Here is an 18,564-nt window from a genome sequence, read left to right as displayed (position 1 = left end):
GCCGCACGACCGCCTCGTTTTCGACCGTGTGCGGCTGCGCGAGCTCTTCGGGTTCGACTACGTCCTGGAGATGTACAAGCCTGCGGCGTCCCGGCGGTGGGGATACTTCGCCCTGCCGATCCTCCACGGCGATCGGCTGATCGGAAAGCTCGACGCGATACTGGAGCGTCGTGCCGCGACGCTTCGCGTCAACGCCGTGCATGAGGACGAGCCGTTCACCGCCTCGGTCGCCGATGCGGTAGATGCCGAGATCGAGGACCTGGCGCGCTGGCTGGGGGTCGAGGTGTCGCGACCCTAGAGCACGTCGAGTCGGATCTGCTCTCCGGTGACGGCGATCGTTCCTCGAACGGCCCAGGCGTCGTCGCGGTAGGTCACCGCAGCGGGGGAGCCGTCACGGCCGGTGCCGGTCGCCGTGGCCACCACGACGCCTCCCGTGGCGGCGAACCCGCCGTCATCGGTCAGCTGAACGTCGGGCCGACGCTCGATGCGGTACGCGATCCGCTCGAGGACGGCGATGTCCGCCGGCCACGGCACGCGCAGGCCGCAGCTGTCCGGCACGGCGGCCGACGGCTGGGTGCACGCGTCCAAATGGTCGGTGAGCGCCTCGCGGACGGCGCCGAGAGCTGCGTCGTTGAATGCCGCATCGATCGCGACCGCCTGCATCCCGCCCGGGACGACGGAGACCGACGCCGCTCCGTCGAGGTAGTTCCGAGGGGCGGCGGCGACGTCGTAGATTCCGGGGAGGAGCCGGATCCCGCCGGCGGGGATCACGGTCTCCCCGATCGTGACGCTGTCTCCCAGGCTGGTGCTGATCTCCACGTCGCCGAGGCCATCCGCTCCGATCAGCCACCCGTCCGGGGTCTGCGCGAGGGTGACGCTGGCTTCGTGCACGTCGCCCGCCAGGGCGAAGGAGACGTCGGCCTCGGCCGTGTCGCCGTTGATGCGGACCTCACGCACCGTCGGCTCCGACGGCCTTTCCGCAGCGTCTCCGACGTCGAGCGCTTCCGCCGGAGCGGTCATCGCCGCACGGGCCGCGTCGTCGTCACCCTCGGCGATCGCGCGCAGCCATGCCCGTGCCACCGCCTCGGGGGACTCCTGTTGGGATCCCGTCCACATGAGGACACCGACCACGCCCGCGACGACGACCGCCGCTACGACGATGGCCGCTGCCGTGCGGGCGCGTCGCGGACGGGTCATCCCTCAACGCTAGGTCATCCGGCCGTGGGGCCGGCGGTATGCCGGGAGGCGTGGGGCAGGGCCGCGGCCAGGTGGTCCACTGCGTCGCCCCAGCGCGACACCGAGATGCGCTCCAGCCCCTGCCAGGTCGCCGCGTGACGCACCTGCTCCGCGACGCGTTCCACGACGGACGATGTGTGCTCGCGCTCCCACCATGCGGACTGCACCTGCAGCGTCTGCGTCGAACGGTCGGCCTTCAGATCCACCCGAGCGACGACCGCATCGTCGACGAGCACCGGAAGGGAGTAGTAGCCGAACCGTCGCCGAGCCGCGGGGGTGTAGATCTCGATGCGGTAGGTGAAGTCGAACAGCCGCTCCGCGCGGTCGCGGAACCAGACCATCGGGTCGAACGGGGTGAGGAGCGCTGCCGTTTCCACCCGTCGCGGCACCGCGGCGTCACGGTGCAGCCATGCCGGCGCCGGGCGGCCACCCGTCGTCCACCCCACGACGGTGACCGGGATGAGCTCGCCGTCCTCCACGAGGTCGGCGACCGCGGCGAGGATCGCGCCACGGTCTCTGATGCGCCAGTAGTCGGCGAGGTCGGCGGCGGTCGCCACGCCGTACGCCCGCGCGGCGCGTCGAACCAGCTCGCGGATGGCCTCGGGCCTCGGGACCTCCCGACCGGCCAGCCCGGGCCCAGGACGTCGACGGCGAGGCCGTAGCGTCGTTCGAAGCCGCGTCGCCCGGCGATCGCGACCTCGCCGAAGAGCCACAGGAACTCCAACGCCTCTTTGACGACGTCCCACTCCCACCACCCGCCGCGCGGAGAGCGACGCACGTCGCGCTCGATCTCGGCCGGGCGCAGCGGACCGCGGGCGGCGAGCTCGCCGCGGACCCAGTCCATGACGTCTCGATGCCGCGAGACCCATCCGTCGGGGTCGCCCTCGTACTTTCGCCGGAGCTCCGCCATCCGGAACGCGAACAGCGGGCGGTCGGCGGCGTCGACGAAGGCGGCGACGTGCGCCCAGTATTCGACGTAGCGCGGACGGCGGCTGAAGAGCAGCCGGTCGAGGTCGGTCGTGTCATACGGACCGAGCCGGGAGAACAGGGGGAGATAGTGCGAACGGGCGAAGACGTTGACGGAATCGATCTGCAGTACCGACATCCGCCGCAGCGCGTCATTCAGTTGGCGGGTGCCGACACGGGCAGGGCGCGCGCGGTGAAGACCCTGCGCGGCCACCGCGACGCGACGTGCTTCGGCGGCGCTGAGCTGCTGTCGGGGCGTCACGGCCGCAACACTAGACCCGGGCGCCGACATCCGACGCGGAGAGCGGTTCTAGACTTGCCGAATGGCCGGATCGGACGAGCGCGAGTCGCTGTGGAGCGCCCTGCGCGACCGGACGCGCGTGGTCTCGACCGAACTGTCGGGATCCCTCCCGCGCGGCCTCCGGCTGGCCGCGGCGTATTCCTGGCGTCTCCTCGTCATCGCCGCCGCCGCGGGCGTCGTCATCTGGCTCGTCATCCAGTTGAAGCTGCTGGTCGTGCCGCTGCTCATCGCGATCCTCATCACCGCCCTGCTCTGGCCCTTCTTCAGCTGGATGCTGCGCCACCGCGTGCCGCGATGGCTCGCGATCGTGATCGCGGTGATCACGACGCTCGCCGTGGTATCCGGACTCCTGTGGGTCGTGGTCTGGCAGATCACGCGCGAGTTCGGCCGCGTCCAGGCCCGGACCGTCGACGCCGTGGCTTCGTTCCGGCAGTACCTCATCGACGGTCCGCTCCACCTGTCCGCCCAGCAGATCGACGATCTGCTCGATCAGATCGGCGCCCTGGTGCAGGAGCAGGCCTCGCTGCTGTGGTCGGGTGCCCTCGCGATCGGGACGACCCTGGGCCATGTCGTGACGGGGGCGCTTCTGGCCCTGTTCATCCTCCTCACCCTCCTCGCCGACGGCGGCGGGATCTGGCGCTGGAGCACCCGCCTCCTGCCCAAGGCTGCGCGCGTTCCGGTGGACGGGGCCGCCCGTGCGGGCTGGGTGACACTGGTGAACTATGCCCGCACGCAGCTGCTGGTGGCGACCATCGACGCGGTCGGCATCGGCCTGGGCGCGCTGCTGCTGGGTGTGCCCCTGGCCGTTCCCATCGCGGTCCTGGTCTTCCTCGGTGCCTTCGTGCCGATCGTCGGTGCGGTCCTGACCGGAGCGGTGGCGGTGTTCGTCGCCCTGGTCTACAACGGTCCGCTCATCGCCCTGTGGATGCTGCTCGTCGTTCTCGGCGTGCAGCAGCTGGAAGGGCACGTGCTGCAGCCGCTGCTCATGGGTGCGGCCGTCAAAGTCCATCCCCTCGCCGTCGTGCTCGTCGTCGCCGGCGGGGCGATGATCGCCGGCATCCCCGGAGCACTGTTCGCCGTTCCGCTGGCCGCCTTCGTCAACGTGGTAGTGCTCTATCTCGGCTCCCGCGGATGGGAGACGGGTGGGCGACCGCCGCCGGAAGACCTGATCTGGAGTACCGTCCCCCGTCGAAGGAGAACCCCCGCGTGAGCATCCCGACGATCGCGTCCTCCGGCATCCCGACTCTCGCTGAATTCGAGGATGCCGCCGCTGCGTTGCGCGGAGTGGCCGCGCACACCCCGCTGGAGGAGTCGCAGCACCTCACGGACGTCCTGGGTGTCCCCACCTACCTGAAGCTGGAGAACCTGCAGCGCACGGGGTCGTTCAAGATCCGCGGCGCGACCTACCGCCTGTCGCGGCTGACCGCGCAGGAGCGGGCCCGGGGCGTCGTGGCGGCTTCAGCGGGCAACCACGCGCAGGGCGTGGCCCTGGCCGCTCAGAAGCTCGGAATCCCCGCCACCATCTTCATGCCGCTGGGCGTTCCGGTGCCCAAGCTCCTGGCCACCCGGGGGTACGGTGCGGAGGTCATCCTCGAGGGGGAGACGGTGGAGACGCCGCTGCGCCTGGCTGCGGAGTTCGCGGAGCGGACCGGCGCGGTCCTCATCCACCCGTTCGACCACCGCGACATCATCCTCGGTCAGGGGACGCTGGGGCTCGAGCTGCACCACGATCTCCCCGACGTCCAGACCGTGGTGGTCTGCGTCGGCGGCGGTGGACTCATCGCCGGCGTCGCCGCCGCCATGAAGGCCCGCGCGGCCGCCGAAGGGCGTCGCATCCGTATCATCGGGGTGCAGGCCGAGAACGCGGCGGGCTACCCGCCGTCGCTGGCCGCAGGGCATCCGGTCATCGCGTCCTCCCGTCCGACGATCGCCGACGGGATCGCCGTGGCGCGCCCCGGCGATGTCCCGTTCGCGATGATCCGTGATCTTGTGGACGAGATCGTCACCGTGACCGACGACGACATCGCGCGCGCCATCCTCGTCCTGCTCGAACGGGCCAAGCAGGTCGTCGAGCCGGGGGGTGCGGCCGGTGTCGCCGCGATCCTGGCGGGGAAGATCCGATCCGACGGACCGACGATCGCCATCCTCTCCGGGGGAAACATCGATCCGCTGCTGCTCCAGCGCGTCGTCGCCCACGGCCTGGCCGCGTCGGACCGCTACATGACCCTGCGCATCCCGCTCCCCGACCGCCCGGGGCAGCTGGCACGGGTGTCCGAGGTCCTCGCCCAGGCGGGGGCGAACGTCATCGAGGTGCTGCACACGCGACACGGCCAGGGACTGCAGATCAGCGAGGTGATCCTGCAGCTGAGCGTGGAGACGCGGGGGGAGGATCACCGCGTGCACGTGATGCAGATGCTCACCGACGCCGGCTTCACCCCCACGATCGCCGTCGACTAGGGCCGGGCGGCGGAGGGGTCACTGCCCCGAGTACGTCTCGACCTTGACGATCTCCACCGCGATCTCGCGACCGTTGGGTGCGGTGTAGGTGGTCTTCTCGCCCTCTTTCAGGCCCAGGATGGCCGCGCCGAGAGGGGAGGCCTCACTGTAGACGTCGAGCTCGGAGCCCGCGGCGATCTCGCGGTTGCCGAGGAGGAAGACCTCTTCGCCACCGGCGATGACCGCCGTCACGACGGTTCCGGATTCGACCACGCCCGTGCTCTGGGGCGCGTCGCCGACCTTGGCGTCCTTGAGCAGCTGCTGGAGCGTGCGGATGCGGGCCTCCTGTTTGCCCTGCTCATCCTTGGCCGCGTGGTAGCCGCCGTTCTCCTTGAGGTCACCCTCTTCGCGCGCGGCTTCGATGCGCTTGGCGATCTCTTCGCGGCCGGTGGTCGAGAGGTGCTCGAGCTCGGCGGCGAGACGGTCGTAGGCGTCCTGGGTCAGGAAGGTCACCGGGGCTTCGCCAGTCACGTTCGTCTCCTTCGGTCGTCAGCTGGTATGCAAAGACGCCCCGGCGCTGGCCAGGGCGTCCCTCTGAGTTGTCCCGACAGATTACGTCACCCAGCAGGAGTTGACCAAACCGGTCGTCGCCTCGGCCACCGTGGGAATGGTCTCCTGGAACGCGCGCGGCGTTCCGTCGGTCTCGCTCAGCGTGATCACCTTCCAGCCGACCACACCGTGGTCGGCATCCTGCGCCTCCAAGGCGCACGCGACGGCCCGGCCCCCGGGCGCCGTGACCTGGAAGTCGATGCGGACCGAGGCGTCGTCCACGAGCTGGAATCCGGTGGTGCGGACGTCGACGTCGTCCAGAGCGCCGGCCACGGTCATCCAGCCGGCTCCGATGACCACCGCACCAGCGACGGCGACGCCCGCGGCGATCAGCCAGCGCGGCGCGCGGGAACGGGTGCGGCCGTAGCGTTCGTCGAGGATCTGGTGAGTCGTCATGGCCTTCTTCGGGGCGTCTAGGCTGGTGATTCCAGGCTAAGCGCTCCCACGCCCCGAGAGGACATCATGCAGCACGCTCTCGTGACGCTCGTCGCGGCCGCCACCCCCTCACCGGTTCCGACGGTCGACCCCGACCTCGTCACGCCCGGACCGGTGGGTTTCGCGGTGATCGCGTTCATCGCGCTCGCGGTGGTGTTCCTGGTGTGGGACATGATGCGGCGCATCCGCCGCGCGCGGATCCGCGGCGAGATCAACGAGCAGCTCGATGCCGAGGAGCAGATGCGCGACGGCGACGGCCGGTCCTGATCGCCTCAGGCGTGGTAGGCCGGCGCCAACGCGATGAGCAGGCAGGCGGTCCAGTGGCAGAGGAACGCCAGCACCGTGCAGACGTGGAAGATCTCGTGGAACCCGAAGTGTCCTGGCCACGGATTGGGACGCTTGAGCGCGTAGACGACCGCTCCCGCGGTGTACAGCAGACCGCCCACCGCCACGAGGATCATCATCGCCGCGTTGGCGGCGAACAGATCGAAGAAGTACATCACCGCAGCCCACCCGAGCACCAGGTAGAGGGCGACGTACAGCCACCGCGGAGCGTGGATCCAGAACACGCGGAACAGGATGCCGAGGATCGCCCCGCCCCACACGAGGGAAAGCAGCAGGACCGCCTTGTCCGTCGGCAGGGCGAGGACCGCGATGGGGGTGTAGGTGCCGGCGATGAGCAGGAGGATGTTGGCGTGATCGATGCGCTTGAGGACCACCTTCGTGCGCGGTGACCAATCGAAGCGGTGGTAGAGCGCGGAGTTGCCGAACAGCAGCAGCGAGGTGGCCGTGAAGACGGCCGAGGACCACTTGGCCGCCGCGCCGTCGGCGAGGACGATGAGGAGGATGCCGGCGGCGATCGCCACCGGGAAGGTTCCGGCGTGGATCCAGCCGCGCCAGGTCGGCTTGACCTCGGTGTTGGCGTCGACCGCGGCGGCGTCCAGCAGTGGCAGCTGCGGCATGTCCGGTCCGTCGGGGGAGAGGTCGGTGTCCGGGCTGGGGGTCATCCTCCCAAGGGTACGGCGCTGCGCATGCCGCCGGATGCACGTGAGGAGGCCGTGGGCACGGACGGCGCGATGTCGGGAGTAGCGTAGATGTGTGAGTGCGACGGACGAGGGGCGGGGTCCGCTCTACCGGCTGTACATCTCCCGGCTGCGTCGGAGCCTCACGTCCGATGTCGTGCCTCATCACATCGCGATGATGATCGACGGCAACCGCCGGTGGGCGAGGCAGCTCGGCTACGACTCCGCAGCGCACGGCCACCGCGCCGGAGCCGCGAAGATGCGGGAGTTCCTGCGCTGGTGCGACGACATCGGTGTCAAGGTCGTGTCGCTCTACCTCCTCTCCACCGACAATCTCCGCCGGCGCGATTCGCGCGAGCTCACAGATCTCCTGGAGATCATCGCCGAGCTCGCCCATGAGCTCTCCCACGAGCGCGACTGGCGGGTGCAGCACGTGGGGCGCGCCGATCTGCTCCCGTCCGAGCTCGCCGATGTCCTGGGCCTGGCCGAGGAGCGCACGCGCGGCCACAGCGGGCTGCATGTGAACCTGGCGGTCGGCTACGGCGGGCGCAGCGAGATCGTCGACGCCGTGCGCTCCATCATCGCCACACACGATCGCGAGGGCGGGTCGCTGGAAGAGCTGGCGGCGAGCCTCACCCCCGAGCAGATCGGCGAACACCTCTACACCGGCGGCCAACCCGATCCCGACCTGGTGATCCGCACCTCGGGCGAGCAGCGACTGAGCGACTTCCTGCTGTGGCAGAGCGCGCACAGTGAGTTCTACTTCGTCGAGGCCCTGGGGCCCGACCTCCGCGAAGTCGACTTCCTGCGCGCCGTGCGCGACTACGCCCGCCGAGACCGTCGCTTCGGGCGCTGAGCGCAACTGTGGTCGGGTCATCGCCCGCGCGTTCGCAGAACTTCATCTGCTCGTAACCGGCCGACAGCGTGTCTGCGACCCGCGGACCCCGGAACAGTCGTACCGTCATCTCACCGGGCAAGGTGCCCGGTCGGGTCGGCCTCTCGGATCGCGACTCGTGACCCACGGTCGACTCGAGACTGCCGGGTGACACGCCCGGGGCAGGAGTGGGTTGTGACCACACGAGCACCGCACGACCAGCGCCGCGAGCAGTACATCGACGAGGACGCGCTGTCGCAGGATCTGCGCACGTACGTCCTGGACACGTCGGTTCTGCTGAGTGATCCGCGCGCGTTCTTCCGGTTCGCCGAGCACAGCATCGTCATCCCGGTGGTGGTGATCACGGAGCTGGAGAAGAAGCGCCACGATCCCGAGATCGGCTACTTCGCCCGGCAGGCGCTGCGTCACCTCGACGAGCTGCGCATCGAGCACGGGCGCCTCGACTTCCCCGTTCCGGTGGGAGCGGGCGGTACACTGCGGGTGGAGTTGAACAACACCGATCCGACCGTTCTGCCCTCCGGTATGCGCCTGGGCGACAACGACACCCGGATTCTCGCCGTCGCGATGCATCTGGCGCAGGACGGCCAGGATGTCACCGTCGTCTCCAAGGACCTCCCGATGCGCGTGAAGGCTGCTTCCCTCGGGATCATTGCCGAGGAGTACCTCGCCGAGCAGGCCGTGGATTCCGGCTGGACCGGCATCGCCGACATCGACCTGTCCGGCGACGAAGTGAGCGACCTGTACGAGAGCGAGGTCGCCACCGCCGACGCCGTCCACGGGCTGCCGGTCAACACCGGGCTCATCATCCACTCCGAGCGCGGCTCCGCACTGGGTCGTGTCACCGGCGACGGAGCCTTCCGGCTCGTGCGCGGCGACCGCGACGCCTTCGGCCTGCACGGGCGATCGGCCGAGCAGCGGATCGCGATCGACCTGCTGCTGGATCCCGAGGTGGGCATCGTGTCGCTGGGAGGGCGAGCGGGAACGGGGAAGTCCGCGCTCGCGCTCTGTGCGGGACTCGAGGCGGTTCTGGAGCGTCAGCAGCAGAAGCGGATCATCGTCTTCCGCCCGCTGTTCGCCGTCGGCGGCCAGGAGCTGGGGTACCTCCCCGGCGACCAGGCGGAGAAGATGAACCCCTGGGGTCAGGCGGTGTTCGACACGCTCGGCTCGGTGGTGTCGTCGAATGTCATCGAGGAGGTGATCGAGCGCGGCATCCTGGAGGTGCTCCCGCTCACCCACATCCGCGGTCGTTCCCTTCACGACGCCTTCGTGATCGTCGACGAGGCGCAATCCCTCGAGCGGAACGTACTGCTGACGGTGCTCAGTCGGATCGGCCAGCACTCGCGCGTGGTCCTCACCCACGATGTCGGGCAACGCGACAATCTCCGCGTCGGACGCCACGACGGGATCGCCTCGGTGATCGAGACGCTGAAGGGTCACGACCTCTTCGGGCACGTCACGCTCACCCGTTCCGAGCGCTCTGCCATCGCCGCGCTGGTGACGGATCTCCTGGAGGTAGGCGAACTGGCGTGAGCGGCCATTCCGCTCGAACGTGAGAAGAGTCTCATCTGGCGCAGTGCCGGTGAGGGGGGCCGGTCTGCCACCATGGGGACACGGCCGCGAATCCCCCAGACGCAATGCGGCCGGTGACCGGGCCCCCAACCCGGATCTAGCCCCCGGTGTTCCCCCGACGCCGGGGGCTCTCACCTCTCACTCCCAGCGGTAGCCCGCGCCGCGCACCGTCACGATGTGATGAGCGCCGAGCTTGGCGCGCAGGTATCGGACGTAGACGTCGACGACGTTCGATCCCGGGTCGAAATCCAGCGACCAGACGCGACTGAGCAGCTGCTCGCGACTGAGGACCCGACCGGGACTGCGCAGGAACTGCTCGGCCAGCGCGAACTCGCGCGCCGAGAGCTCGACCTCGTCGCCGCCCACCGTGGCACGACGGCCGAGCAGATCGAGCATCACGTCACCGTGACGCAGCGTCATCCCCGCCGGTACGGGGCTCTCGCGCAGGCGCGAGCGCACCCTCGCCAGAAGCTCCTCGAACGTGAAGGGCTTTCGGACGTAGTCGTTCGCTCCGGCGTCGAGTCCCTCGACGGTGTCGCGGGTGCTCGTGCGGGCCGTGAGCATGATGACAGGGACGGCCGATCCGCGCGCGCGCAGCTCGCGGAGCACCTCGAAGCCGTCCATCGTCGGCAGGCCGACATCCAGCAGAACGAGATCCACCCCGTCGCGGAGTGCCGCAGTGAGCGCCTCGGCGCCATCGGCGACGAGGAGCGTGGTGAACCCGGCATTCTCCAGGCCCCGGCTGACGAATGCGGCGATGCGTGGCTCGTCTTCGGCGATGAGGATCGTCGTCATGTGCTGGACTCCCGCTGCAGCACGTCGCCCGCGCGCACCGGAGCCGGAAGCTCCGCCGTCGCCGGGGGGACGTGAATGGTGAAGGTGGCGCCGCCACCGGGGGTATCGGTGACCGCGCAGTAGCCGTCGTGTGCCTTCGAGATCGCATCGACGATGGCAAGACCCAGACCCGACCCCCCGGCCAGTCTGGCACCGTCGGCGCGGTCGAAGCGGCGGAAGATCCGGTGCCGGAATGCGGGCGGGATGCCGCCGCCGTGGTCTCGCACGTACAGCCGCGCGCCCGCGGCATCCCAGGTGCTGCCCAGCTCGATCGGCGAACCGGCGGGGGTGTACTTCGCGGCGTTGTCGGCGAGTTGGAGCCACGCCTGGAGCAGCCGGTCGGCGTCGCCCGGGATCGCGCCGTCGGCGATGTCATCGATCCGCCACCGGTGCCCGGGGATCACCGCCACGAGCTCGCCGATCCGGGCGGTGAGGAGGGCGAGGTCGACCTCGCCCATCGCGAAGGAGTCGCCCTCGACCGCCGCCAGGAGATCGATGTCCTCGACCAGCCGGGTCATCCGGTCGAGCTCGGCGATGCTGATCTCCCGCGTCGAGGTGACGTCGGCGACATCCCTCGGGTTCATCATCTCCAGATGCCCGCGGACGATCGTGATGGGCGTCTTCAGCTCGTGGCGCACGTCGTCCAGCAGCTGGCGCTGGACGTCGACCGACCCCTCGAGGCGGTCGAGCATGGAATTGACGGTGCGGTTGAGGTCGGAGATGTCGTCGGTGCCCTCGGCCGGCAGGCGGGGGGAGAGGTCGGTGAGGGTGATGGCGTCCGCGGTCTCGCGGAGCCGGCGGATGGGCGAGAGCAGCCGGCCGGTGACGAACCACCCGACCACGCCGATCGCTGCGAGCACGGCGACTGCCGTGATGCCGTAGGTGACGAGCGCCGACGCCACCGGACGAAGCGCGGCTCCGAGCTCCACCGACCGCACCACGACCCCCCGCGACGGATCGGCCGGAAGCGACACTGGAACGGCGATGTAGCGGAGGGTCCCCTCGGGCGTGACCGCCGTCCTCGGGGTGACCGTCACGCCGCGCTCCACCCCTGCGAGGATGCGCTCGATGAGGGCGTCGTCTTCGGAGATGTCGATACCCGAGGCGACGCCCGGACCGATGAGCGTCGTGCCGTCGAGGATCGCGAGAGCGGCTTCGTTGCGAGAGGGCACCGTGCGGTCCATCGCCGCGCGGAGGAACTCCTCGACCGTGTCGAAGTCGTCGATCTCGGCGACGTCGTCTTCGGACTCCGCGACGGAGAGCAGACTCTGGGCCTGCCCCTCCAAGCGGTCGTCGATCTCGCTCAGCACCATGTCCCGCTGAACGAGGAACGTCACGCTTCCCACCAGGGTCAACCCGACGCACGCGACGGCGAGCACCGCGGCAAGGATGCGCGTTCTGGCCGACAGCGGACGCGGGATACGGACCACGCTGTTGATTATCGCCCCCCGCGGACCCTGGGGGCGGATGCGGAGTTCAGGTGCAGCGCGCGGGGCTCACCCCGGTCGGGTCATGGACAGCAGGTCCAGCCGCTCGTGCAGCTGCGCCTCGGTGAGCTCGCCGCGCTCGACGTAGCCGAGGTCGATCACCGCGTCGTGCACGGTGATCCCCTGGGCGACGGCGTGCTTGGCGATCTTCGCCGCCGCTTCGTATCCGATGAGCTTGTTCAGCGGCGTGACGATCGACGGCGACATGCCGGCGTAGGCCGCGGCGCGCTCGACGTTGGCCTCCAGACCCCGTATGGTCTTGTCGGCGAGCAGCCGGACGGCGTTGGCGAGCAGGCGGATGGACTCCAGCACCGCGGTGCCCATGACGGGAATCGCCACGTTCAGCTCGAACGTCCCGGAGGCACCCGCCCAGGCGACGGTGGCATCGTTGCCGATGACCCGTGCGCACACCATGAGGTTCGCTTCGGGCACGACCGGGTTGACCTTGCCCGGCATGATCGACGAGCCCGGCTGGAGGTCGGGGATGTGCAGCTCCGCGAGGCCGGTGTTCGGCCCCGAGCCCATCCAGCGGATGTCGTTGTTGATCTTCGTCAGCGACACCGCGATGGTGCGGAGGGCGCCGGATGCCTCGACGAGGCCGTCGCGCGCGCCCTGCGCCTCGAAGTGATCCTTCGCCTCGGTGATCGGCAGGTCGGTCTCCGCGACGATGAGTTCGAGGACGCGCTGAGGGAAGCCCACGGGGGTGTTGATCCCCGTGCCGGTCGCGGTGCCGCCGAGTGGGACTTCGGCCACGCGGGGGAGGACGGACTGCACACGTTCGATGCCCAGGCGCATCTGGCGGGCGTATCCGCCGAACTCCTGCCCGAGGGTGACGGGTGTGGCATCCATCAGGTGGGTGCGGCCGGACTTCACCACCTCGGCCCATGCCTGAGCCTTGTCCTCGAGCGCGACGGCCAGGTGGTCCAGCGCGGGGATCAGGTCGTCGATGAGCTCCTGGGTCACGGCGATGTGGACCGAGGTGGGGAAGACGTCATTGGACGACTGCGACGCGTTGACGTGGTCGTTCGGGTGGACCGTCCGACCGAGGTCGCCGGTGGCGAGAGTGGCCAGGACCTCGTTCATGTTCATGTTCGACGAGGTGCCGCTGCCGGTCTGGTAGACGTCGATCGGGAACTGGTCGGCGTACTCTCCCGCGATGATGCGGTCCGCCGCGCGCGCGATGGCGTCGGCGATCTCGCCGTCAAGGGTGCCGAGTTCTTTGTTCGCCAGCGCAGCGGCCTTCTTGATGCGCGCAAGTGCGACGACCTGAGAGGGGTCCAGCGGATCTCCCGAGATCGGGAAGTTCTCCACGGCGCGCTGCGTCTGGGCGGCGTAGAGCGCGTCCTTGGGCACCCGCACCTCGCCCATGGTGTCGTGTTCGATGCGGTAATCGATGTCGGTCACGTCGTTGTCCTCCGAGGTGTGACGGGTGCCGCGGGGCGCGGCGAAGGGCTGGGTCGGATGTCGGTCGTCCGGTCAGGCGGCCGAGGGGGTGAGGTCGTCGGAGACGGCGCCCACGATGACTTCGGGGACGGCCACGCCTTCGGCCAGGCGATAGTTCGCCCCGATGACCGCCAGGCGGCCCTCGGCGACGGCCTCGCTGATCAGTTCCGAGGTCTTCAGGATGTCGCCGACGGTGTCGCGCAGGTGCTCGCGGCCCACCGCCTCGCCGTCGATGGCACCCGAGGTGGGGTCGGCGCGCACGACGCGCTGCACGGCCGGGACGATGGGGGCGATCAGCCGCCAGATGTGCGGTGGCAAGGCGGGTGCGTCAGGGCGGACCGAGTCGATGGCGGCCCGTACCGCTCCGCACTCGTCATGCGCGAGGACGATGATCAGCGGCACGCCGAGCACGGCGACGGCGTACTCGAGGCTTCCGATGACCGAGTCCGAGACGACCTGTCCGGCGTTGCGGACGACGAAGAGGTCGCCGAGCCCCTTGTCGAAGATGATCTCCGCCGCCAGCCGCGAGTCGGCGCAGCCGAACAGCGCCGCGCGCGGGCGCTGCCCCGCGGCGACCTCGTGGCGGCGCTCGGCATCCTGTCGGGGATGGCGCGGCTCGCCGCCCACGAATCGCGCGTTGCCGCGCTTCATCTCGTCCCACACCTGCTGCGGACTGGTCTCGCTCACGGACCCTCCTCCTCGGTGGGCAGCGGCAGTTCGGCGGCGACGGCGGTCGCAGCCTCTTCCAGCGCTGCCTGATCGGTGGTGCCGTAGATGAGGATGGTGTCCTCACCCGACGTGGTGCCCAGAGCGGCGGCGACATTGCCGGCCGCGGACGGATTGCGGATCTCGTAGCGGTCCCATGCCACACCGCCGATGGTGATGGTGTCGGCGACCTCGGCACCCCGGAGGGTGCGCGATGGCCAGCCCTCATCGGCCCCGAACCCCTGTGCCACCCTCACGAAGCCCCGGTCTTCGGCGGGGACGTAGACGATCGTCCAGGCGCGGACGGAATCCCCCTCGACGGTCGCGACGTTGACCTGCCATTCGGCGGGGACGTCGGGGACGACCAGCGTCCGGTTCTCGTTCGCGGAGATGCGCGCGGCGACCCCGGCGACATCGATCGGTTCGCGCTCGGGCGGAGCGCCGCGGGGTACGGCGAGGATGATCACCAGCACGACCGCGAGGGTCGCGATGAGCGCGGCGACGAGGTTGCGAGTGTTCTGGCTCGCCCGGTAGGTGCGCGAGGAGGCGGCCTTGCGGTCCGCGGCCTCATCCGGGGTCTCGGGACGCCCCAGCTCGGCGACGATCTTCGGGTCGCGGGCCATCAGCCCCCCTGTGGGGCGGTGACGGCCGAACGGGCGGCGTCAAGGCGCCGCTTGGCACCCAGCAGCCACTCCTCGCAGCGTGCGGCGAGGGCCTCGCCCCGTTCCCACAGGGCGAGGGAATGCTCGAGAGTCGGAGTTCCCTGCTCGAGTTCGGCGACCACGCGAACGAGCTCGTCGCGAGCCTGTTCGAACGTCATCGCCTGGATGTCGGCCACGCCCTCGCTCGCCCCGGTCATACCCGTCATTCTAGTTCCGCTCCGCCACGCCCATCCCTCGACCCTTCGCCGGCGACGGTGACATCGGAGACACCCTCCGATCGTGCGGCGATGATTCCCCGCTCCACCGTGACGACGAGCTTCGTTCCGGGCGGCGCATCGGTCGCGTCACGGACGACGTGGCCGTCCTCTCCCTGCGCGATGGCGTACCCGCGCGCGAGCGTGGAAGCGGGGGAGAGCGCGCGCAGTGAGGCACGCAGTTCCGCGGTGGCGCGCTCCGCGCCGTGCACAGCCCGGTCGACGACGTCGCGGCCGCGTGCCGTGGCCAGCCAGACCTGCTGTGTCCTTGCGTCCACCAGCTGCTCCGGGAACCTCAGCACCGGACGGGAGCGCAGCTGCTCCAGCTGCGCGATGTCGTGAGACACCCGCTGGGTCAGGCGCGAGGTCATCCGCGACCTCAGCTGTCCGATGAGCGCCCGCTGCTCCGCCACATCCGGCACCACCCGCTTGGCGGCATCGGTGGGTGTGGAGGCGCGCACGTCGGCGACGTCGTCGAGGAGCGGGTGATCGTTCTCGTGTCCGATGGCGCTGACCACCGGGGTCTGCGCCTCGGCGACCGCGCGGAGCAGGCGCTCGTCGCTGAAACCCAGCAGCGTCTGCGGATCGCCCCCGCCGCGCGCGATGATGATGACGTCCACCTCGGGGTCGGCATCCAGCGCCTTCAACGCACCGATCGTCTCCGGCACGCAGCGATCGCCCTGTACAGCGGCATAGGCCGTACGGAAGACCACCTGGGGCCAGCGCAGCTCCGCGTTGCGGTGCACGTCCTTCTCCGCGTCGGATCTTTCTCCGGTGATGAGGCCGATGGTGCGCGGCAGAAACGGCAGGGCTCTCTTCCGTGCCGGGTCGAACAGTCCTTCGGCGCGCAGCTTCCGGCGCAGCCTCTCGAGTTTCTCGAGCTGGTCGCCCAAGCCGACGTGCCGCATCGCCGAGACGGCGAAGGTGAAATCGCCGGTGCGGACGAAGTAGTCCGCCTTGACGCACGCGATGACGTGGTCGCCCACCTTGAGATCGCGCGGGAGTCGTTGCAGCGTCGAGGACCAGACCCGGAACGAGACCGTCGAGTCGGTCGCGAGGTCCTTCATGCGACCGAAGACGTTGCCCCCGCGCACGTTCCACGAGGTGACCTCGCCCTCGACCCACACCGAGCCCCAGCGCTCGATGAACCCCCGGATGGTGTCGTTCAGCCGTGAGACCGAGGTCGGAGTCTCCGAACGGGAATCGCGGGGGTGGACCGAGTCGGGCGGCGGCGCCTCGCCCGGGACCGCGGCGGGCTGGAAGGTGGTCATGGGGACTCCATCGGTCGATCGGGGTCGTCAGGGCCGGTTGCCCCGTAGAATCGAGGGGATGAGCACTCCGACCGTGAGCCTTCCCGTTCCCCGCATACCGGGGCGCCGCGGGCGGCTCCAGGATATCCCGGTGTCCGGACCGAAGAAGGTGCTCCTCGCCGCTCCGCGCGGCTACTGCGCCGGTGTCGACCGGGCGGTGATCGCGGTCGAGAAGGCGCTCGATCGCTACGGCGCGCCGGTGTACGTCCGCAAGCAGATCGTGCACAACATCCACGTCGTGACGGAGTTGGAGCAGAAGGGTGCGATCTTCGTCGAAGAGGTCGACGAAGTCCCCGAGGGCGCGCATGTGGTCTTCAGCGCGCACGGAGTGTCGCCGGCCGTCGTTTCCGCTGCCGCCGATCGAGGGTTGCAGGCCATCGATGCGACGTGCCCGCTGGTGACGAAGGTGCACCGCGAGGCCGTGCGGTTCGCCCGCGATGATTTCGAGATCCTGCTCGTGGGTCATGAGGGCCATGAAGAGGTCGAGGGCACCGCAGGTGAAGCCCCTGATCATGTGACCGTAGTGAATTCGCCCGACGAGGCGGATCTCGTGGACGTGCGTGACCCCTCGAAGGTCGTGTGGCTCTCGCAGACGACCCTGTCCGTCGACGAGACGATGGAGACCGTCCGACGGTTGCGCACGCGGTTTCCGCAGTTGCAGGACCCGCCGTCCGACGACATCTGCTACGCCACGCAGAACCGGCAGGTCGCCATCAAGAAGGTTGCGAGAGACGCCGATCTCGTGATCGTCGTGGGCTCGGCGAACTCTTCCAACAGCGTTCGCCTCGTCGAGGTCGCCCTCGAGTACGGCGCGAAAGCGGCCTACCGGGTCGACTATGTCGATGAGGTCCAGCAGGAGTGGCTGGACGGCGTGCAGACCGTGGGCGTGACCAGCGGGGCCTCCGTCCCCGAGGTGCTCGTCCAAGAGGTGCTCGCCGAGCTCTCAGGGGCCGGGTACCGCGACGTCGAAGAGGTGCGGACCGCCGAGGAGGATCTGATGTTCTCCCTTCCCAAGGAGCTGCGGACCGACCCGGCGGGTCGTCGTGACGAGCGCGCCCTGGGCGGCCGGGGTCGCGCGTGACCGACGGTTCCGATCCTCGGCCGCGGCCGCAGTACGGCGAGTACGCCACCCCCGAGGAGCAGCGGGCGCGGATCCAGCAGCCCGACGTCACCGTCGCGTTGGAGACCGGCGCCGCACCGTCCGAGGCCGCGCCCGGCGCGCCGGCGCCGACACCGGCGCCGGCCGAAGACGGCGCGCCGAACCTCATCGCCTCGCGGCGCCGGTTCTTCGACCGCGTCCTCACGATCGCCCTGCTCGTCTACGCGGTGTTCTCCGTCGCGACGGCCATTCCGGCACTGGTGGACTACAACGGCTACGTCCAGACTCTCTTCGAGTTCATGGGCGTCGCGGAGGCGCCCGATCCGAGCCTCAACGGCCGCGCGTGGGGCGTCGCGGCATCCGTGGTGCTGGGGGTCGGTCTTCTGCTGACGGCCGCGGTGTCGTGGATCATGCTCCAGCGGGGAAAGATCACGTTCTGGGTGCCGATCGTGGGAGGCGTCGTGTTCAACCTCCTCTCGGGTGCCCTCCTGATGGTGCCGCTCCTGAGCGACCCCGCGCTCATGGGGGCGCTGCTCTCGCAGTGACGGACTTCGCGCTCGCCGCCATCCCCGGTGGCACGGTGGTGCTGCACGACGCGCGCCGGAAGGCGCGCCGGACGGTCGAGTTGGCGCCGTTCGAGATCGGCGTGTATCCCGTCACCGAGGAGCAGACGGCACAGATGCTCGACGGTGGGCGTCATTCGCGCCGGCCCGCGTCGGAGGTGAGTTGGCTCCGTGCCATCCGCTTCTGCAACGCGGCGTCGGAGTGGGAGGGCCTGGACCCGGCCTACACCTACGACGGCGAGCAGGTCACGTGGCACGTCGATGCCGATGGATTCCGACTGCCCACCGAGGCCGAGTGGGAGTTCGCCTGCCGAGCCGGCTCGAGCGGCCCCCACTACGGTCCGCTCGCCGATGTCGCCTGGACGAGCGCCGACGGCGTCGGGGGTCCCCAGGCCGTCGGCGGGAAGCACCCGAATCTCTTTGGGCTGTTCGACACGCTCGGAAACGTGTGGGAGTGGTGCTGGGACTATCTCGACCCGGCCCGTTACGCCGACTACCGCGTCTTCCGAGGCGGCGGATTCGCGGATGACGCGTGGAGTGTGCGAGCATCCACGCGCCGTGGGGGACCACCCAGGTCGTCGCACGACGACGTCGGGTTCCGCATCGCCCGCGGCGGTTTCGACGCCGCTGATGCAGCTCAGGGATGGTCCGCCGAGGCCGACCTCCGGCGGGCGGAGACGGATGGCCCCGTGCCCTTCGGCTGGACGCCGCTGCGCTGATTCCGGCTCATCGCCCTAG

20 protein-coding genes and 1 pseudogene are annotated in these 18,564 nt (G+C 69.9%); 9 read left to right on the top strand and 12 right to left on the bottom strand.

Annotated features, from left to right (window positions below):
* Window positions 1-28 precede the first annotated feature (28 nt).
* Window positions 29-298: a DNA glycosylase AlkZ-like family protein gene (locus tag QSU92_RS17535; protein WP_422880407.1), complete on the top strand. Its 270-nt coding sequence runs from the start codon at window positions 29-31 to the stop codon at window positions 296-298.
* On the opposite strand, the gene QSU92_RS01950 is transcribed toward QSU92_RS17535, so the two are convergent.
* Both QSU92_RS01950 and QSU92_RS01945 read right to left on the bottom strand, forming a co-directional pair.
* Window positions 295-1,197, bottom strand: a complete 903-nt coding sequence (locus QSU92_RS01950; protein WP_289264515.1) for a hypothetical protein — start codon at window positions 1,195-1,197, stop codon at window positions 295-297. The two genes, QSU92_RS17535 and QSU92_RS01950, sit on opposite strands and share 4 nt — an antisense overlap.
* 14 nt (window positions 1,198-1,211) lie before the next feature.
* Window positions 1,212-2,341, bottom strand: a pseudogene (locus QSU92_RS01945) (DNA glycosylase AlkZ-like family protein).
* A gap of 184 nt (window positions 2,342-2,525) precedes the next feature.
* Here QSU92_RS01945 and QSU92_RS01940 point away from each other — a divergent pair.
* On the top strand, window positions 2,526-3,713 hold the full coding sequence (locus QSU92_RS01940) for an AI-2E family transporter (protein ID WP_289264514.1): 1,188 nt from the start codon (window positions 2,526-2,528) through the stop codon (window positions 3,711-3,713).
* Complete coding sequence (ilvA, locus tag QSU92_RS01935) at window positions 3,710-4,960, top strand: threonine ammonia-lyase (RefSeq protein ID WP_289264513.1); 1,251 nt, start codon at window positions 3,710-3,712, stop codon at window positions 4,958-4,960. The genes QSU92_RS01940 and ilvA overlap by 4 nt, the downstream gene beginning before the upstream one ends.
* An 18-nt stretch (window positions 4,961-4,978) precedes the next feature.
* On the opposite strand, the gene greA is transcribed toward ilvA, so the two are convergent.
* Window positions 4,979-5,470 carry a transcription elongation factor GreA gene (greA, locus tag QSU92_RS01930; RefSeq protein WP_289264512.1) on the bottom strand — a complete coding sequence of 164 codons (492 nt, stop codon included), beginning with the start codon at window positions 5,468-5,470 and terminating at the stop codon, window positions 4,979-4,981.
* Window positions 5,471-5,551: 81 nt separating this feature from the next.
* Entirely contained in the window at window positions 5,552-5,944 is a 393-nt protein-coding gene (locus tag QSU92_RS01925; protein ID WP_289264511.1) for a DUF4307 domain-containing protein, read from the bottom strand.
* 66 nt (window positions 5,945-6,010) lie between these two features.
* Here QSU92_RS01925 and QSU92_RS01920 point away from each other — a divergent pair, with 66 nt between their 5' ends.
* Entirely contained in the window at window positions 6,011-6,250 is a 240-nt protein-coding gene (locus QSU92_RS01920) for a hypothetical protein (RefSeq protein ID WP_289264510.1), read from the top strand.
* 5 nt (window positions 6,251-6,255) lie between these two features.
* Here QSU92_RS01920 and trhA read toward each other — a convergent pair whose 3' ends face one another.
* Window positions 6,256-6,990: a PAQR family membrane homeostasis protein TrhA gene (gene trhA / locus QSU92_RS01915; RefSeq protein WP_422880406.1), complete on the bottom strand. Its 735-nt coding sequence runs from the start codon at window positions 6,988-6,990 to the stop codon at window positions 6,256-6,258.
* Between the two features lie 91 nt (window positions 6,991-7,081).
* On the opposite strand from trhA, the gene QSU92_RS01910 reads away from it, so the two are divergent.
* Both QSU92_RS01910 and QSU92_RS01905 read left to right on the top strand, forming a co-directional pair.
* Complete coding sequence (locus QSU92_RS01910; protein ID WP_289264509.1) at window positions 7,082-7,861, top strand: isoprenyl transferase; 780 nt, start codon at window positions 7,082-7,084, stop codon at window positions 7,859-7,861.
* Window positions 7,862-8,074: 213 nt separating this feature from the next.
* The gene (locus QSU92_RS01905) at window positions 8,075-9,430 is read left to right on the top strand and encodes an RNA 5'-3' helicase PhoH2 (RefSeq protein WP_422880405.1); all 1,356 of its coding nucleotides are present in this window, start codon (window positions 8,075-8,077) and stop codon (window positions 9,428-9,430) included.
* A 177-nt stretch (window positions 9,431-9,607) separates the two neighbouring features.
* Here the strand turns inward: QSU92_RS01905 and QSU92_RS01900 are convergent, their stop codons facing one another.
* The 7 genes from QSU92_RS01900 to xseA all read right to left on the bottom strand — a co-directional run bounded on the left by QSU92_RS01900 (window position 9,608) and on the right by xseA (window position 16,125).
* Window positions 9,608-10,264, bottom strand: a complete 657-nt coding sequence (locus QSU92_RS01900; RefSeq protein WP_289264508.1) for a response regulator transcription factor — start codon at window positions 10,262-10,264, stop codon at window positions 9,608-9,610.
* Window positions 10,261-11,733: a sensor histidine kinase gene (locus tag QSU92_RS01895; RefSeq protein ID WP_289264507.1), complete on the bottom strand. Its 1,473-nt coding sequence runs from the start codon at window positions 11,731-11,733 to the stop codon at window positions 10,261-10,263. Before QSU92_RS01895 ends, QSU92_RS01900 begins: the two co-directional genes overlap by 4 nt.
* Before the next feature lie 66 nt (window positions 11,734-11,799).
* Window positions 11,800-13,194, bottom strand: coding sequence for a class II fumarate hydratase (locus QSU92_RS01890; RefSeq protein WP_289264506.1), 1,395 nt, complete (start codon window positions 13,192-13,194; stop codon window positions 11,800-11,802).
* A gap of 72 nt (window positions 13,195-13,266) precedes the next feature.
* The gene (locus QSU92_RS01885) at window positions 13,267-13,884 is read right to left on the bottom strand and encodes a carbonic anhydrase (RefSeq protein WP_289265786.1); all 618 of its coding nucleotides are present in this window, start codon (window positions 13,882-13,884) and stop codon (window positions 13,267-13,269) included.
* Window positions 13,885-13,916: 32 nt separating this feature from the next.
* A complete protein-coding gene (locus QSU92_RS01880; RefSeq protein WP_289264505.1) occupies window positions 13,917-14,561 on the bottom strand; it encodes a DUF4245 family protein in 645 nt (214 codons plus the stop codon).
* Window positions 14,561-14,806, bottom strand: a complete 246-nt coding sequence (locus tag QSU92_RS01875; RefSeq protein ID WP_422880404.1) for an exodeoxyribonuclease VII small subunit — start codon at window positions 14,804-14,806, stop codon at window positions 14,561-14,563. Before QSU92_RS01875 ends, QSU92_RS01880 begins: the two co-directional genes overlap by 1 nt.
* Window positions 14,803-16,125: an exodeoxyribonuclease VII large subunit gene (gene xseA, locus QSU92_RS01870; RefSeq protein ID WP_289264503.1), complete on the bottom strand. Its 1,323-nt coding sequence runs from the start codon at window positions 16,123-16,125 to the stop codon at window positions 14,803-14,805. Before xseA ends, QSU92_RS01875 begins: the two co-directional genes overlap by 4 nt.
* 58 nt (window positions 16,126-16,183) lie before the next feature.
* On the opposite strand from xseA, the gene QSU92_RS01865 reads away from it, so the two are divergent.
* Genes QSU92_RS01865 through QSU92_RS01855 form a run of 3 tightly spaced genes read left to right on the top strand, consistent with a single transcriptional unit; the run spans window position 16,184 to window position 18,545 of the window.
* Window positions 16,184-17,245 carry a 4-hydroxy-3-methylbut-2-enyl diphosphate reductase gene (locus tag QSU92_RS01865; RefSeq protein ID WP_289264502.1) on the top strand — a complete coding sequence of 354 codons (1,062 nt, stop codon included), beginning with the start codon at window positions 16,184-16,186 and terminating at the stop codon, window positions 17,243-17,245.
* The gene (locus tag QSU92_RS01860) at window positions 17,242-17,808 is read left to right on the top strand and encodes a DUF6264 family protein (RefSeq protein WP_289264501.1); all 567 of its coding nucleotides are present in this window, start codon (window positions 17,242-17,244) and stop codon (window positions 17,806-17,808) included. Before QSU92_RS01865 ends, QSU92_RS01860 begins: the two co-directional genes overlap by 4 nt.
* On the top strand, window positions 17,805-18,545 hold the full coding sequence (locus tag QSU92_RS01855) for a formylglycine-generating enzyme family protein (protein ID WP_289264500.1): 741 nt from the start codon (window positions 17,805-17,807) through the stop codon (window positions 18,543-18,545). The genes QSU92_RS01860 and QSU92_RS01855 overlap by 4 nt, the downstream gene beginning before the upstream one ends.
* Window positions 18,546-18,564 lie beyond the last annotated feature (19 nt).

The organism is Microbacterium sp. ET2, from assembly GCF_030347395.1.
GTDB lineage: Bacteria > Actinomycetota > Actinomycetes > Actinomycetales > Microbacteriaceae > Microbacterium > Microbacterium albipurpureum.
The sequence above is the reverse complement of the archived record's forward strand: the minus strand, read 5'-3'. Positions and strand labels throughout refer to the sequence as shown.